16 protein-coding genes are annotated in these 14,481 nt (G+C 45.2%); 12 read left to right on the forward strand and 4 right to left on the reverse strand.

Annotated elements, in window-relative coordinates:
• Positions 1-3 precede the first annotated feature (3 nt).
• Positions 4-729: an endonuclease/exonuclease/phosphatase family protein gene (locus AB447_RS16245; protein ID WP_048355161.1), complete on the reverse strand. Its 726-nt coding sequence runs from the start codon at positions 727-729 to the stop codon at positions 4-6.
• Positions 730-981: 252 nt separating this feature from the next.
• Between AB447_RS16245 and AB447_RS27290 the strand changes: the two genes are divergently transcribed.
• The gene (locus AB447_RS27290) at positions 982-1,116 is read left to right on the forward strand and encodes a hypothetical protein (protein WP_269769337.1); all 135 of its coding nucleotides are present in this window, start codon (positions 982-984) and stop codon (positions 1,114-1,116) included.
• Positions 1,117-1,203: 87 nt separating this feature from the next.
• Here AB447_RS27290 and AB447_RS16250 read toward each other — a convergent pair whose 3' ends face one another.
• Positions 1,204-1,827 (reverse strand): TetR/AcrR family transcriptional regulator, encoded by a 624-nt coding sequence (locus AB447_RS16250; protein WP_048406969.1) that lies wholly within the window; start codon positions 1,825-1,827, stop codon positions 1,204-1,206.
• A 205-nt stretch (positions 1,828-2,032) separates the two neighbouring features.
• Between AB447_RS16250 and AB447_RS16255 the strand changes: the two genes are divergently transcribed.
• From AB447_RS16255 to AB447_RS16275, 5 genes are all read left to right on the forward strand, one after another.
• The gene (locus tag AB447_RS16255; RefSeq protein WP_048355159.1) at positions 2,033-3,010 is read left to right on the forward strand and encodes an amidohydrolase family protein; all 978 of its coding nucleotides are present in this window, start codon (positions 2,033-2,035) and stop codon (positions 3,008-3,010) included.
• A 171-nt stretch (positions 3,011-3,181) separates the two neighbouring features.
• Positions 3,182-3,601: a VOC family protein gene (locus tag AB447_RS16260; protein WP_048355158.1), complete on the forward strand. Its 420-nt coding sequence runs from the start codon at positions 3,182-3,184 to the stop codon at positions 3,599-3,601.
• Positions 3,602-3,724: 123 nt separating this feature from the next.
• Positions 3,725-4,099, forward strand: coding sequence for a GntR family transcriptional regulator (locus AB447_RS16265; RefSeq protein WP_048355157.1), 375 nt, complete (start codon positions 3,725-3,727; stop codon positions 4,097-4,099).
• A 2-nt stretch (positions 4,100-4,101) separates the two neighbouring features.
• Positions 4,102-4,980 (forward strand): ABC transporter ATP-binding protein, encoded by an 879-nt coding sequence (locus AB447_RS16270; protein WP_048355156.1) that lies wholly within the window; start codon positions 4,102-4,104, stop codon positions 4,978-4,980.
• Entirely contained in the window at positions 4,964-5,617 is a 654-nt protein-coding gene (locus tag AB447_RS16275) for an ABC-2 transporter permease (RefSeq protein WP_048355155.1), read from the forward strand. Before AB447_RS16270 ends, AB447_RS16275 begins: the two co-directional genes overlap by 17 nt.
• A gap of 33 nt (positions 5,618-5,650) precedes the next feature.
• Here the strand turns inward: AB447_RS16275 and AB447_RS16280 are convergent, their stop codons facing one another.
• Positions 5,651-6,298, reverse strand: coding sequence for a helix-turn-helix transcriptional regulator (locus AB447_RS16280; RefSeq protein WP_048355154.1), 648 nt, complete (start codon positions 6,296-6,298; stop codon positions 5,651-5,653).
• Positions 6,299-6,507: 209 nt separating this feature from the next.
• Here AB447_RS16280 and AB447_RS16285 point away from each other — a divergent pair, with 209 nt between their 5' ends.
• From AB447_RS16285 to AB447_RS16295, 3 genes are read left to right on the forward strand one after another with little or no spacing between them, the layout of a single operon-like run.
• The gene (locus tag AB447_RS16285; RefSeq protein WP_048405984.1) at positions 6,508-7,122 is read left to right on the forward strand and encodes a superoxide dismutase; all 615 of its coding nucleotides are present in this window, start codon (positions 6,508-6,510) and stop codon (positions 7,120-7,122) included.
• A gap of 49 nt (positions 7,123-7,171) precedes the next feature.
• Positions 7,172-7,798: an FMN-dependent NADH-azoreductase gene (locus AB447_RS16290; RefSeq protein WP_057957662.1), complete on the forward strand. Its 627-nt coding sequence runs from the start codon at positions 7,172-7,174 to the stop codon at positions 7,796-7,798.
• Positions 7,799-7,830: 32 nt separating this feature from the next.
• A complete protein-coding gene (locus tag AB447_RS16295) occupies positions 7,831-8,118 on the forward strand; it encodes a DUF3817 domain-containing protein (protein WP_048355153.1) in 288 nt (95 codons plus the stop codon).
• Between the two features lie 43 nt (positions 8,119-8,161).
• On the opposite strand, the gene AB447_RS16300 is transcribed toward AB447_RS16295, so the two are convergent.
• A complete protein-coding gene (locus AB447_RS16300; RefSeq protein WP_048355152.1) occupies positions 8,162-8,869 on the reverse strand; it encodes a cytochrome c biogenesis CcdA family protein in 708 nt (235 codons plus the stop codon).
• A gap of 606 nt (positions 8,870-9,475) precedes the next feature.
• Between AB447_RS16300 and manR the strand changes: the two genes are divergently transcribed.
• The 3 genes from manR to manA all read left to right on the forward strand — a co-directional run bounded on the left by manR (position 9,476) and on the right by manA (position 14,463).
• Complete coding sequence (manR, locus tag AB447_RS16305) at positions 9,476-11,425, forward strand: mannose transport/utilization transcriptional regulator ManR (RefSeq protein WP_156183574.1); 1,950 nt, start codon at positions 9,476-9,478, stop codon at positions 11,423-11,425.
• Positions 11,426-11,559: 134 nt separating this feature from the next.
• Positions 11,560-13,500, forward strand: a complete 1,941-nt coding sequence (locus AB447_RS16310) for a fructose-specific PTS transporter subunit EIIC (protein ID WP_048355150.1) — start codon at positions 11,560-11,562, stop codon at positions 13,498-13,500.
• 15 nt (positions 13,501-13,515) lie between these two features.
• Complete coding sequence (gene manA, locus AB447_RS16315) at positions 13,516-14,463, forward strand: mannose-6-phosphate isomerase, class I (RefSeq protein WP_048355149.1); 948 nt, start codon at positions 13,516-13,518, stop codon at positions 14,461-14,463.
• Positions 14,464-14,481: the final 18 nt, after the last annotated feature.

The raw sequence follows: 14,481 nt of genomic DNA on the forward strand, positions 1-14,481 counted from the left end.
TTTTTATATCGTAACTACAGCCGTAAGCGGCAGATGATCAGAGGCTTTAGGGCTTTTTGTGACAACTTCGGCAGCGGTCACATGAAGAGACGGACTTGCAAAAATGTAATCGAGCCGTTTTTTCGGACGGCGCGACGGGTAAGTGAAACCCGCGCCGTCCCCGGCAGCTTCCCACGCATCGCGAAGCACTCCCGTGACTCTTTTCCAGCCTCTTGAACGGGGCTTCATATTCCAGTCCCCCAATACAATCGCCGGCTTGTCAAGCTTCTGAAGCCTGCCTGCGATATAGCTGGTCTGCTTTCGATGGAGAGAGGGGTGCAAGCTCAAATGCGTCACAAACGCATAAAGGAGCCGCCCGTCGATGTCGATGGCTGTTTCGAGCAATGATCTTCCTTCAATCAGCCCCGGGACAAAATTGAACAAATGGTGCTGTTCTTCCACAATCGGAAATCGCGACAAAAGGGCATTTCCATATTGCCTTTTTGACTGGGAACCTTTTGAACGTAATGAAACGGACGGACTGTAGGCATGCTCCATCTCCAGCTCTTTTGCGAGCCGGCTGATTTGATCTTCATACCGGCTTCTTTTCGAAAAGTGCCGATCGACTTCATTAAGGCCGATAATATCAGCGCCGCTCTCAGCGATCAACTCGGCAATCCTTTGCAAATCAAGGCGCTGATCGGTTCCCTTGCCATGGTGAATATTAAACGTCATGATGCTGATATCCATTCATATCCCGCCTGTTCGATAGATTACAAATATTTTGCCTCCGAACCCGATAAATTATTTTCGGCCAGTTCGAAAGCATCGTATAATCTTAGGCGGAGGGATTATGTTGTACAAAATCATGATGACGATTTTTACCACACTTTTGATGACGGGGTGCTGTATTTTTGGTTGTTCGACTGGAAGGATCTGTATAAGTAGCTGGGGCTTCTCTGCTGGAACGGGTCAATCTTAGCGGGGGCGGTCATCTGCAGCGTGTACTTCACATTGATGAAAAAAGAATCATTTTCCTCTATCATCAAAAAGCTCGTTCTTTCCTCAACGGTCATGGTAATCGTTTTACACTTGGCATCATTCATTATCGACTATGCGGCAAGGGCCATGCCGTAACGTGCACTTACTTCTTGCCGTGATGGAGATGTGGTGAGAAAAAGCCGATCTTTGGGATCGGCTTTTTTATTGCCGGAATCCTGTGTTTTACTTTACAAAGGGGATTTTTATTTTATTCTCCAATCCGGCGACTTTAATCGGCCCGAGCATGGTTAAGCGGGTCAATTGTTCAGCCATATAAACAGGGCTGAATTTCATGCCGCTTTTGAGCCATGTAGAAATAACGCCGATATGCGCTGACGTGATGTAGCTGATGAGAATGTCTTTTGGAACCGTCAGCCGTTCTTCGGATTCGGCAATGGATGATAGGAGTTCTCCGTAAATCCGCTTTTGCACGATCTTCAAGAGGCTGCTTCTAAACTGGGGAAGCCCCCGGTCGCTTAACATCACTTCAAAATAATCGGCATGTTCCTGAATAAACTCAAACAGACTTAAAAAAGAGGGAGGCGGATACATCGTGTCCGATTCTGAAAGATCCGGTTTTACCCGCTCGATCAGCTCATTCAGCATGTCTTCCATGCTTTGCGAAATAAAATGCTGTTTATTTTTGTAATGCAAGTAAAATGTTGCGCGCGTCAAGTCGGCTCTGTCTGCAATTTCTTGTACGGTAATGGAGTTGACATCCTTTTCTTTTAAAAGCTCAATGAAAGCATCTCTCAAAAATCTGGACGTTCTTTTGATTCGCCGGTCAACATGTTGATGATTAGACATGTTCATCCTCCTTGTAAAACATTTCTCCGTTTTTTAACAAATCAAGAGCATATGTAAACTATTAGACATCTGGAAGTCGACTGTTGATTGACCAAATCGTTCCAGGTGATACAATTTAATATAGCAGCTGCGTATACGATTATTGCGAAAATGATGACGGTCCGTCAATCTCCTAGTTGTTTTTAATGTGAAAGGGGTTTTCATAATGAAAGGCAAAATTGTTTTAGAAGAACATTGGGAGTCGCCGGATTTTCCAGCCATGGGAAGCCATGATTTTACAGATCCGGACTATTTTGCAAAAGTCCAGGAGAGACTGCAGGAATATGAAAAACGAATCGAAGATATGGACAAAAACGGCATCCGGACATCCATTTTATCTTTAACCCAGCCTGGGATTGAAGGCATATGTGATAAGAAGCAGGCAATCGAGCTGGCGCGGCGGATGAATGATCATGTTTCGCAGTATTTTCTCGCGAAGCATCCGGATCGTTTTAAAGCTTTCGCAGCGCTTCCCATGCAGGATCCGGAGGCAGCGGCAAAAGAGCTGAAACGGGCGGTGGAAGAGCTCGGGTTCGTCGGCGCACTGATCAACGGCTACAGCAACATCGGCGATGAGAACACAGCCCAATATCTTGATGAACCCCGCGTTTGGCCGTTTTGGGAAGAGGTTGAAAAGCTCGGCGTGCCGGTCTATCTCCACCCCCGTATACCGCTTCCTAATCAGCAAAGGATGTATCAAGGTTATGAAGGGCTGCTCGGCTCAGCATGGGGATTTGGGATCGAAACGGCGACGCATGCATTAAGGCTGATGCTAAGCGGATTGTTTGATCAATATCCTGACCTTACCATCATTCTCGGCCATCTGGGCGAAGGACTGCCGTTCACCTTGCCGCGGGTGGAGCACCGCCTCCGCCATCAACGGCCGGAGACGCATGGCAAGCATAAACAGCCTGTTACCGAGTACCTTCGCCGCAATTTTTATTTGACCACAAGCGGAGTGTTCCGCACACAGGCTTTAATTGATACAATGCTGGAAGTCGGTTCGGACAGAATCTTATTTTCGGTCGACTATCCGTACGAGTCCATGGAGGAGATTTCATCCTGGTTTGATCAATGTCCGATCAGCGAAACCGACCGGCAAAAGATCGGCTATAAGAATGCGGCACGGTTATTCAATTTTTAATTGGCTGAATGAAGGCCTCCGTATTAAGCGGAGGTCTTTTTTACAGTTGAAGAAAAAGAACGAATGTTCTACAATCTGCACAAGCATCCTTTTTTCAGAATCGAATGTGAAGGATATGATGTGTGATGTGTCAAATATTCAAAGCAGTCTACACGTTGGGGAGGTTATCTTTTGAAACCGCGAATCACAGTCATTACACTGGGAGTAGATGATGTAGAAAAGGCGCTTCATTTCTATCGGGATGGATTGGGGCTTCCGTCAGACGGCATTGTCGGCAAAGAGTTTGAACACGGTGCCGTTGCTTTTTTCGACTTACAGCCGGGCCTTAGGCTCGCCGTTTGGAACCGGAAGGATATCGCCTATGATACGAAGCTGAACAAGACAATGCCAAGCCCTACCGAATTCACGATCGGACATAATGCAGGAAGCAAAGCAGAAGTCGACGAAGTCATGCAACAGGCAAAGACAGCAGGCGCCGTCATAACAGTCCCGCCGCATGATACGTTTTGGGGCGGCTATTCAGGGTATTTCCAGGACCCGGACGGCCATTTGTGGGAAGTCGTCTGGAATCCGCAGTGGGAAATGGAATAGCAAAGCACAAACCCATCGATGAGCGGTGGGTTTTTGTTTTGCCGGAAAATCAACAATTGACAGATCTGTTATATCTGTTTATATTGTATATATACAGTTATAACGAATTGAGGGATGTTATGCTTGAATATTTTGATTTCAAATTCATCTGATGAGCCGATCTATTTGCAGATCGTAAACCAATTAAAGGAACATATCGTCAAGGGGGAGCTTGCGGAATCAGAGCCGCTCCCATCGATCAGAAACCTGGCCAAAGAGCTGAAAATCAGCGTGATTACGACAAAGCGGGCCTATGACGAGCTGGAGAAAGAAGGATTCATCGTCACCGTGGCCGGAAAAGGGTCGTATGTCGCAGCCATCAACACGGAGATGCTGCGGGAGACGAAAGTGAAAATGATCGAAGAAAAAATGACCGAAGCAATCAATGAGGCCAAGCTTGTCGGCTTGTCTTTGAAAGAACTGCAAGACATGCTCAAGCTGATATATGAGGGGTGGTAAAAATGGATAACATACTGGAAATGAAAAATGTGTCGAAAAGCTATCAAGACTTCGCTTTGAAAAATGTCAGTTTTACCCTGAAAAAGGGCTACATCATGGGCTTTATCGGACCGAATGGAGCGGGAAAAAGCACGACGATCAAACTGATCATGAACATCATCAAAAAAGACGGAGGCGACATCAGCATTTTCGGTCTTGATCATGAGCGGCATCAGCTTGACATTAAACAGAGAATCGGCTTTGTCTATGATGAAAATCATTTTTATGAAGAACTGACCATGGAGGAAATGAAGGGGATCGTCAGCCCGTTTTACGCCAGATGGGATGAGGCCGTTTTTCAGCGATACGCGAAAGACTTTCGCCTTCCCTTAAAGAGACGGATCAAAGATTTGTCAAAGGGGATGAAGATGAAGTTTTCATTGGCTATCGCACTTTCGCATCATGCAGATTTATTGATCATGGACGAACCGACTTCAGGACTTGACCCGCTCGTCAGATCAGAGCTGCTGGATGTCCTGCAAACATTGCTGCAGGACGAAAACAAGTCGATTTTCTTTTCGACCCACATTACATCCGACCTGGAGAAAGTTGCCGATTTTATTACATTCATCCAAAACGGCGAGATTGTGTTAAGCAAAGCGAAGGATGAGCTTTTAGAGGAGTACTGCATCGTCAAAGGCCATCACGACAAGCTTGAAGCGGGTCATGAAGACGTGTTGATCGGCTTAAAGAAAAACAGCTTCGGATTTGAAGCCCTGGCCAAAGATAAGCGGGAAGTCGTTCAGCGATTCGGGGATTCAGTCATCATTGAAAAACCGACATTGGAAGATATTATGGTGTTTTCCACCGGCAGGAGTGATCAAAGTGTATCATCTTATTAAAAAAGACCTTTTGATGCAAAAAAAATCGTTAAAATTATCGATCTTGTTAATGGCCTTTTTTTCTATTACCCTCTCTAATATCGGGCACGTCGGTTTTTTGGTCAGCGTGTTGGCGATCACATACCAATTGGCATTGGGGGCAAGCGCCCTGGAGGATAAAAATAACAGCGACAAAATCCTCATCAGCCTTCCGATCAAAAAAAGCACGATCGTTTTGTCAAAATACGCATCAATCTATGTGTATGCGGCGTTTGCCATCCTGATCTACGGCGTGATCTATTTGATCGTCAAGCTTGTACACGCTCCGCTTAACGTTTCGTTTACTTTTATCGGAATCATGGGCGCTGTCACTGCCGTTACCTTATTTTGTTCCATATCGTTTCCGCTGATTTTCAAGTACGGCTATCTTAAATCAAAAATGGCGAATATGGTGATCTTTTTCGTTTTCATATTCGGAGGATCGGGATTATACAAATTTGCAAACAGCGGGCAAGTGTCCTGGAATCAAAGAATCACAGATTTTTTAAGCAATGCATCCGAACCCGTGGCGATCTTGCTGCTTTTAGGTTTGCTGCTTGTCATTCTGTTTCTTTCCTATACCGTTTCCTTGCGCTTTTACACGAAACGGGAATTTTAACAAACAACCGCCGGTTTAAGCAACCGGCGGTTGTTACACGTTAAGCTTCTTCTTTTGGTTAAACTTCACGAAAAACCGGCAATGGTCGCCGTTGTCGGCCCTGCAAGTCATCCTTTCCACCTGATCGGCGCCAAGCACTTTCTTAAACATCCCGGTTTCACAGGCGCAGGCCTTTTTAAACTCTTTGGCCACGGCGAAGATAGGGCAGTTATGTTCAACGATTTCGTACGTGTCATCATCTATTTTTGTAACGTCGGCCATATAGCCTTTCCCGTTTTGGATCTCTGTAAGCTTTTCAACCTTTTCTGCCGCAGTTTTGCCCTGCATATTAGGCAAGTAGCTGTTTTTTTGCCGCTCGCTTCTTTTTTCCAACAGATAATCGATGATTTCTTCACCGTGCAATTCCTTTAGATCGTGAAGAAATTCAACCGTCATATTTTCGTAGTTTTTCGGAAAAAGCTCATCAGCTTTAGGAGACAGCGCAAAGACCTGAAGCGGGCGTCCCATCGGCTGCTTCACTTCACTGACGGTGAGAAGCGAATCCCGCTCTAACATATTCAGGTGTTTTCTGACGGCCATTTCGGTTATTCCTAAACGTTTTGAAAGCTGACTGACGGTCATGCTTTTCTCTTTTTTTAACAGTTCAAGTATTTTATCTTTTGTTGAGAGCCTGGAATCCATTTGATCACCCGCCTTTTGAAAGTTTTTTGAACAATTAAGTTTATCATATTTCAGAAAAAGAAACCATGCCGTCTACTTACTGAAAACGGCTTCTTCAATAAAAGGGGAGGGACGGAAAAAAACTTTCTAAACTTTATAGTTGAAAAAGTTTAGAAAATGATTTTATAATAGGTTCATAACATAATTTATACATATGAGGAGGACATAACATGTCAAAATATGAACTTCCGGCATTACCTTATTCTTTCAGCGCTCTTGAGCCTAATATTGATGAAGAAACGATGAAGATTCACCACGGGCGTCACCATGCAACATATGTAAACAATTTAAACGCTGCTTTGGAAGGACGCGATGAACTGGCAGGAAAATCTGTTGAAGATCTGATTGCAAACCTTGATGCAGTACCGGATGAGATCCGTACCGCCGTTCGCAACAACGGGGGAGGGCATGCAAACCACAGCCTGTTTTGGAATATCCTTTCTCCAAACGGAGGCGGCGCGCCTGCCGGAGAAATTGCAGAAGCGATCAATCAAACGTTTGGAAGCTTTGATCAATTTAAAGAAGAATTTGCGAAAGCAGCGGCCGGACGCTTCGGTTCCGGATGGGCTTGGCTCGTTGTCGATAAAGACCGTTTGGCGATTACCTCTACGCCTAATCAGGACAGTCCGCTTATGGAAGGCCAAAAACCGGTTCTCGGACTTGATGTGTGGGAACATGCATACTATCTAAAATATCAAAATAAGCGGCCTGATTACATTTCCGCTTTCTTCAATGTCGTGAACTGGGAAGCAGTCAACCAATATTATCAGGCTGCCCGCGGATAAGGCAATTTCTCAAATTCAAAGTTTTTAGTTACAGCGGAGGTTTTTTCAAATGGCAAAGGTTTTATTTATTAAAGCAAACCCGCGTCCGGCCGAACAAGCGGTCAGCGTAAAATTGTATGAGGCGTTTTTGAACAGCTACAAAGCGTCACATCCCGAAGATCAAATCACGGAACTCGATTTATTCAAAGAAAATCTGCCTTACTATGATACGGATAAGATTAACGGCATGTTTAAACTGGCAAAGGGCATCGACATGACGGAGGCCGAAAAAGAAGCTGCAGGTCTTGTTCAGAAATATTTAGATCAATTCCTTGCAGCCGATAAAGTCGTTTTCGCATTTCCGCTTTGGAATTTCAGCGTTCCGTCCGTGCTTCACACATACCTGGATTACCTTTCACAAGCCGGCAAGACCTTCAAGTATACGCCGGAAGGACCTGTCGGGCTGATTCGCGACAAAAAAGTGGCGCTTCTTAATGCCAGAGGAGGCGTCTACTCAGAAGGGCCTGCACAATCAACGGAAATGGCTGTTAACTATGTGAATAACATTTTACATTTCTGGGGCGTAAAAGACTTGACAACCGTCATTATCGAAGGACACAACCAATTCCCCGACAGGGCCGAACAAATCATCGAAGATGGATTGAAAAAAGCAGAAGCCGCGGCCGTTAATTTTTAATAAAATTCACAGTCGAAAGCAGGTTTCCATTCATGACAACATCCATTAAGCTCCTGCGCGTCATCGGTATTATTGAAGGAATCTCCTATTTGGTCTTGCTCTTCATCGCGATGCCGTTTAAATACTTTGCCGGTTATTCCGGCCTTGTTCAGAGCTTCGGCATGATACACGGCGTATTGTTTCTCCTGTTTGTGCTGATGCTCGTTATTGTCTGGTTCCGTCACCGCTGGGCGTTCCTCAGCGTTCTCGGAGCTTTCATGGCATCGCTCTTGCCGTTTGGCACGTTTGTTCTCGATGCACGTTTGCGGAAAAAGCAGTAAACGTCCTGCAAAAAAGGATCTCCTCAGGAGAACCTTTTTTGCTTTAAAATAGATTCGTAAGATCGGAAAACCATATATTAATCCATATGATTTGATTCGTATACAAGAGGATTCCGATAAAAACGAGCATTCCTCCGCCGATTTTCATCAACACATGCGAGTACTTTGTAAAAAATTTGACCTTTCCGACGAAAAACGCCATCACTAAAAACGGAATCGCAAATCCCAGCGAATAGGCCGTCACAAGCATAAGCGTCCTGGCCGGATCGGGATTCGTGAAATTGGCGTACGCAATCGTTCCGAAAATGGGACCGATACACGGCGTCCAGCCGGCCGCAAAAACAATTCCGACAAGTATGGAGTTGAACACGCCGATTTTTCCTTTTCTAAACGAAAACCTTCTCTCCTTCAACATGAATGCCGGCTGAAAAACCCCCAATAAAAACAAGCCCATTAAACAAATAAAAATCCCGCCAAGCATCCTGATCAGGTTTTTATATTCAGAGAAAATCGAACCGACAGAGCTGGCCGAAAAGCCGATAATATAAAAAATCAACGAAAAACCGATCAAAAAAGAAGCCGCATGAAGCAGCACCGTTTGATTGACGCCTTTTGTCTGCCTGCTTTTTAAATCGCTTACAGAAAAGCCCGTAATGTAAGAAATAAAAGAGGGGTACAACGGCAGACAGCACGGGGAAATAAACGATAAGAACCCTGCGCCGAACGCGAGCCATATCGTTACGCTTTGCATTTGATCATCTCCTTAAAACCGCAGTAAACTACAGCAATGATAACATTCCAAATAGTGGGTCGTCTACAATAATATACAAAAGAAAAAGGGAGGAGCTTATTAGAAGCGAATGAATTTTCTGTGCATATTGCTTTGGAATTGACACAAAACCATCCTGACGGTAAAGTAACTTTTTTTGGAATGATCCGCTCAACACGCTCATGTTATGTACAATCATACTCATTATAGGGGGAGTTGTACTATTAAATACTTCAAAACATCCGGGAACAAAAGGAGAGCCGGTCACATTGACGGTTCTTTTTTGATCATGTCCAGTTCATCTGACGAAAAAATCGGCATTCCGCTATGCGGGGCAAGGATAAAAGCGTATTAAACAAGTAAAATTCGGCGGCTTGGAGCCGGATTTCTAAAGGGGGTGTGGCGTACACCGCTTTTTTTGGTTGTATAGATTTCCAGTCCTAGATTCCTAATAAAATCAGTTTTTCCGGAAGCTTCGGTAAAAAACTAGATTTTTATTTCTTTTCTTCCGCTGTATAATGTAAACGGTTTCTCTTGTAGTATACTTATACTATAAAGCGAACCTCACAGGAAGGATAGAAGAAACAGGTGAAACCAATGAATACAAGGCAAAAAGACATTTTATATCTGTTGATATCTGAACCTGAGGACTATTTATTAGTGCGGGATATTGCAGACCGGGCAAAGTGTTCTGAAAAAACGATCCGCAACGATTTAAAAGCGATTGAAGAGTTTTTAACCGAATATTCCGATGCCGAGCTCATCCGGAAACCGGGAGCAGGCGTTTCTTTAAAGATAGAAGAACACGAAAAGATGCGGTTAAGCCGGAAGCTGCGTCTAAAGCAGCGGCCGAAGGATCAAACCGATGAAGAGAGGGTGCTTGAGATCGCCTATCGCTTGCTCATGAATGCAAAGCCGGTAACAGTGAAAGAAATCGCAGCGCAGCATTTTTTAAACAAGTCCGTCATCAAACGGGATTTGGATATGATAAAAGAATGGCTGAAAGATTTTCATTTAACGCTCATTTCAAAGCAGCGGATCGGCCTAATGATCGAAGGAAACGAAAAAAACAAACGAAAAGCGCTGGCCAGAATATCAGATTTGATAGAAAATCAAGAGTTTGCCAGCGAATTCATGAAAAAACAGTTTTTAAGCCATGAAGTGCGTTTTGTGACAAATGAAATTACAACACTGCAAAAGCGTCATTCTTTACACTTCACAGACGAAACGTTCGAAAGTTTATTATTGCATACGCTGCTGATGATCCGCCGCATGAAAATGAAACAGCCGATATCGATTTCCCGGAAAGAGATGGCGCTAGTTCAAGAGAAAAAAGAATATCAATGGGCATCCGCATTTTTGAAAAGGCTTGAACCCGTTTTCGCCGTCCAATTTCCCGAAGAAGAAGTCGTATATTTAACATTGCATATATTAGGCGGCAAAGTGCGCTATCCGTTATGGCAAGATGACGAGGAAAGCGTAAAAAATCCTTTGCTGAGTGACGTTCTCGATCATTTGGTTGACCGCGTCTCCAAGCTGAAGATGAGCGATTTCCGTAAAGATGCGGGATTGATTGAGGGACTCAGCATCCATTTAAATACCGTGTTGAATCGGCTGAATTATGATCTTTCTGTATCAAATCCAATGCTTTACGACATTAAAAAGATGTACCCTTATATGTTTCATACCGTGGTGGACGTCTTGGAAGATATTAATCAATCATTTCAGCTCTCGATTCCCGAAGAGGAAGCGGCGTATCTGACCCTGCATTTTCAAGCGGCGATCGAACGGATGAACTGCGGCAGCCGGACGCAAAAGAAGGCGATCATCGTCTGTCATATGGGAATCGGAATGTCACAATTGCTGCGGACGAAGATTGAACGGACATTTCATCAAATCGCTGTGCTGGATTGCATTGCAAAAGCGGATGTAGCGGACTACCTGGCAAATCACGAGGATGTAGAGCTTGTCATTTCAACTGTATCATTAGAGGCGGTAAAGGTTCCTCACGTCGTTGTATCGCCGCTGTTGGAGCCGGCCGATGAGAGGAAGCTGGGCGTTTTTATGGATCAGCTTGATCAGCCGTCCTTCAACAAGCAAAAAACGTTTACGATGCTGAATAATACGACTCCTTTTTTAGTGTTTTTACAACAGGATGCAGAACACCGCTACAAATTAATCGAAACATTAGCGATGTCGTTGTATGAGAAAGGCTATGTCGAAAAGGATTATGCTCTCCATGCGGTGGTAAGGGAAAAAATGTCGGCCACGAACATCGGGGGAGGCATCGCCATTCCCCACGCTAATTCCAAATTCATAAAGAAATCGGCAATTGCCATTGCAACATTAAAAGAACCGCTTGATTGGGGAAACGAAAAGGTATCGCTCGTTTTTATGCTTGCGGTAAAACATGAGGACCGCGACATGACGAGGCAATTGTTTCACGAACTGTCTTTTTTAAGCGAGCAGCCGGAGTTTGTTCAAAAATTGACGAACGAAACAAATGTTATGAAGTTTTTATCATATTTGGACTATTAAAAGCAAGGATCAGTTCCTTGCTTTTTTATAGAAAAAAAGCCGATTTTTCCGGAAGTTGCGGTAAAAAACCAGACTTTTGACTTTAAGATTTTGATATATAGTAGACACAAGACTTGCGAATAGGAGGATTCAACATGAAACTGTTAGCGGTTACATCATGCCCGAACGGGATCGCTCATACGTATATGGCGGCAGAAAATTTGCAAAAAGCAGCCGACAGATTGGGCGTAAAAATGAAAGTGGAAACCCAGGGCGGGATCGGCGTCGAAAATGAACTGACCGAACAGGACATTCAGGAAGCAGACGCTATCATTATCGCTGCCGACCGCTCGGTAAACAAAGACCGGTTTACGGGAAAAAAAGTGCTGTCTGTCGGGGTGCAGGACGGGATCCGCAAACCGGAAGAATTAATACAAAAAGCTTTGCACGGCGATATCCCCGTCTATCAATCTAGTTCACAATCGGCAAAAGCGGGTCATCAGGCGAAAAAACAAAACCCGATTTACCGTCATTTAATGAACGGCGTTTCGTTCATGGTTCCGTTCATTGTCGTCGGCGGATTATTAATCGCACTTGCGCTCACGCTCGGGGGCGAAAAAACGCCTAAAGGCCTGGTGATTCCGGACGCTTCGTTCTGGAAGACGATCGAGCAGATTGGAAGCGCTTCATTCACGTTCATGATTCCGGTCTTAGCCGGATATATCGCGTACAGCATCGCCGATAAGCCCGGCCTTGTTCCCGGCATGATCGGCGGATACATTGCAGCGACGGGAAGCTTTTACGGCAGCGCGAGCGGCGCCGGTTTCCTCGGGGGGATTATCGCCGGATTTTTGGCAGGTTATGCGGCGCTAGGAATCAAAAGATTAAAGGTTCCAAAAGCGATCCAGCCGATCATGCCGATCATTGTGATTCCTGTACTGGCCTCGCTTATTGTCGGATTAGCGTTTGTATTTTTGATCGGCGCTCCTGTTGCGCACGTGTTTGAATCATTGACGGTTTGGCTGGCAGGTATGCAAGGATCGAGCTCGATTATTCTGGCATTGATTTTAGGAGCGATGATTTCATTCGATATGGGCGGACCTGTCAACAAAGTGGCGTTCATGTTCGGTTCAGCAATGATTGCAGAAGGAAACTACGAAATTATGGGACCGATTGCCGCAGCAATTTGTATACCGCCGATCGGGCTCGGAATCGCCACATTTATAGGAAAAAGAAAATTTCAAACGGCTGAAAGAGAAATGGGGAAAGCATCATTCACGATGGGGCTCTTCGGCATTACAGAAGGCGCCATCCCATTTGCGGCGCAAGATCCGCTGCGCGTGATCCCGAGCATTATGATAGGCTCCATGACAGGCTCGGTCATCGCCATGATCGGAAACGTCGGAGACAGAGTCGCACACGGCGGCCCAATCGTCGCCGTGCTGGGAGCTGTCGATCATGTTCCGATGTTCTTTGTTGCCGTTATTGCCGGATCGTTTGTCACTGCGATTGTAGTCAATATCCTGAAAAGAGACGTCACACAAGCGCAGCAGCAGGAGCTAAAGGAAGCCGCAGCGGCAAAAGAAGACTTGCAGGAAGACGTGCCGGCGGAAAACAGGCAGCCAGAGAAAACGCGCATCAACAAGCTGACGGACATCACCGGTTTAGACCTGATCGAACCTCAGCTATCCGGCATAACGCGCGACGACATTATTGATGAAATGATTCAGCAATTGTCCCGGGCAGGTGCGCTTAAGTCAGAAAGCGAATTCAAACAAGCAATCCTGAGCCGCGAACAGGAGAGCACAACGGCAATCGGAATGAATATTGCGATTCCGCACGGGAAATCGGATGCAGTGTTAAAACCAAGCATCGCATTTGGGATCAAACGGGCGGGAGTCGATTGGAAAAGCCTCGACGGCACAAAGGCGAAACTCATTTTTATGATCGCCGTTCCGAAAGAAAGCGAAGGAAATGATCATTTAAAACTTCTGCAAATGCTGTCTCGCAAACTGATGGATGACAGGTACAGGGAAACATTATTAGCCGTCCGGACAAAAGAGGAAGCATACAAGCTGCTTGAGGAAATCATATAAGGTCAGGTGATACACATGAAGACTGAACCATTATTTTTTGCACCCGTTTTCAAGGAAAGAATCTGGGGAGGTACGGCATTGGCTTCTTTCGGCTATGACATTCCGTCGGAACGAACAGGGGAGTGCTGGGCGTTTGCCGCACACCAGAACGGGCAAAGCGTTGTTCAAAACGGAATGTATAAAGGGCTTACGCTTACGGAATTGTGGGAAAAACACCGGCATTTATTCGGGCATGCAGAGGGGGACCGCTTTCCTCTCCTAACCAAAATATTAGACGCCAACCAAGACTTGTCCGTCCAAGTACACCCAAATGATGAGTTTGCACGAAAAAGAGAAAACGGCGAACTCGGCAAAACGGAATGCTGGTATGTCATCGATTGTAAAGAAGATGCCGAAATCGTTTACGGACACCATGCAACAACAAAAGAAGAACTGATCTCCATGATCGAGCTTAAAGAATGGAACCGGCTTTTGCGGCGCGTGAAAGTAAAGCCGGGAGATTTCTTCCATGTGCCAAGCGGAACGGTTCATGCGATCGGTGAAGGCATACAGATTTTAGAGACGCAGCAAAATTCTGATACAACGTACAGATTATACGATTATGACAGAAAAGATGCGGAAGGAAATCTGCGCGAGCTCCATCTTGAAAAAAGCATAGAGGTGATAGACGTTCCATTTACGGAACATCAGCCGGAAATCCGCCAAGAACAAACGAACGATCTCTGCGTCACCACATTTATCGAGTGTCCCTATTTTTCAGTGAAAAAGTGGGAGGTAAAAGGAACAGCCCGCTTAAAACAGGAAAAACCGTTCCTTCTTGTCAGCGTCATCAAAGGGGGAGGGAGCATCACCTCAAACGGACACGAATATTCATTGAAAAAAGGAGATCACATCTTGCTGCCTGACGGCTTCGGCCAGTTCGAGCTTAGCGGGCATGCCGAATGCATCGTATCAAGCCTGTAAAATGAAACCGGTTCCTTC

Source organism: Bacillus glycinifermentans, from assembly GCF_001042475.2.
Taxonomy (GTDB): Bacteria; Bacillota; Bacilli; order Bacillales; family Bacillaceae; genus Bacillus; species Bacillus glycinifermentans.

What these genes read in the sequence shown, in the direction of transcription:
- AB447_RS16280 (WP_048355154.1), bottom strand. Translation starts at nt 6,298, where the DNA reads ATGGATTCCAGGCTCTCAACAAAAGATAAAATACTTGAACTGTTAAAA.
- AB447_RS16300 (WP_048355152.1), bottom strand. Translation starts at nt 8,869, where the DNA reads ATGCAAAGCGTAACGATATGGCTCGCGTTCGGCGCAGGGTTCTTATCG.
- AB447_RS16245 (WP_048355161.1), bottom strand. Translation starts at nt 729, where the DNA reads ATGGATATCAGCATCATGACGTTTAATATTCACCATGGCAAGGGAACC.
- AB447_RS16295 (WP_048355153.1), top strand. Translation starts at nt 7,831, where the DNA reads ATGACAACATCCATTAAGCTCCTGCGCGTCATCGGTATTATTGAAGGA.
- AB447_RS16255 (WP_048355159.1), top strand. Translation starts at nt 2,033, where the DNA reads ATGAAAGGCAAAATTGTTTTAGAAGAACATTGGGAGTCGCCGGATTTT.
- AB447_RS16270 (WP_048355156.1), top strand. Translation starts at nt 4,102, where the DNA reads ATGGATAACATACTGGAAATGAAAAATGTGTCGAAAAGCTATCAAGAC.
- manA (WP_048355149.1), top strand. Translation starts at nt 13,516, where the DNA reads ATGAAGACTGAACCATTATTTTTTGCACCCGTTTTCAAGGAAAGAATC.
- AB447_RS16310 (WP_048355150.1), top strand. Translation starts at nt 11,560, where the DNA reads ATGAAACTGTTAGCGGTTACATCATGCCCGAACGGGATCGCTCATACG.
- AB447_RS16285 (WP_048405984.1), top strand. Translation starts at nt 6,508, where the DNA reads ATGTCAAAATATGAACTTCCGGCATTACCTTATTCTTTCAGCGCTCTT.
- AB447_RS16290 (WP_057957662.1), top strand. Translation starts at nt 7,172, where the DNA reads ATGGCAAAGGTTTTATTTATTAAAGCAAACCCGCGTCCGGCCGAACAA.
- AB447_RS16250 (WP_048406969.1), bottom strand. Translation starts at nt 1,827, where the DNA reads ATGTCTAATCATCAACATGTTGACCGGCGAATCAAAAGAACGTCCAGA.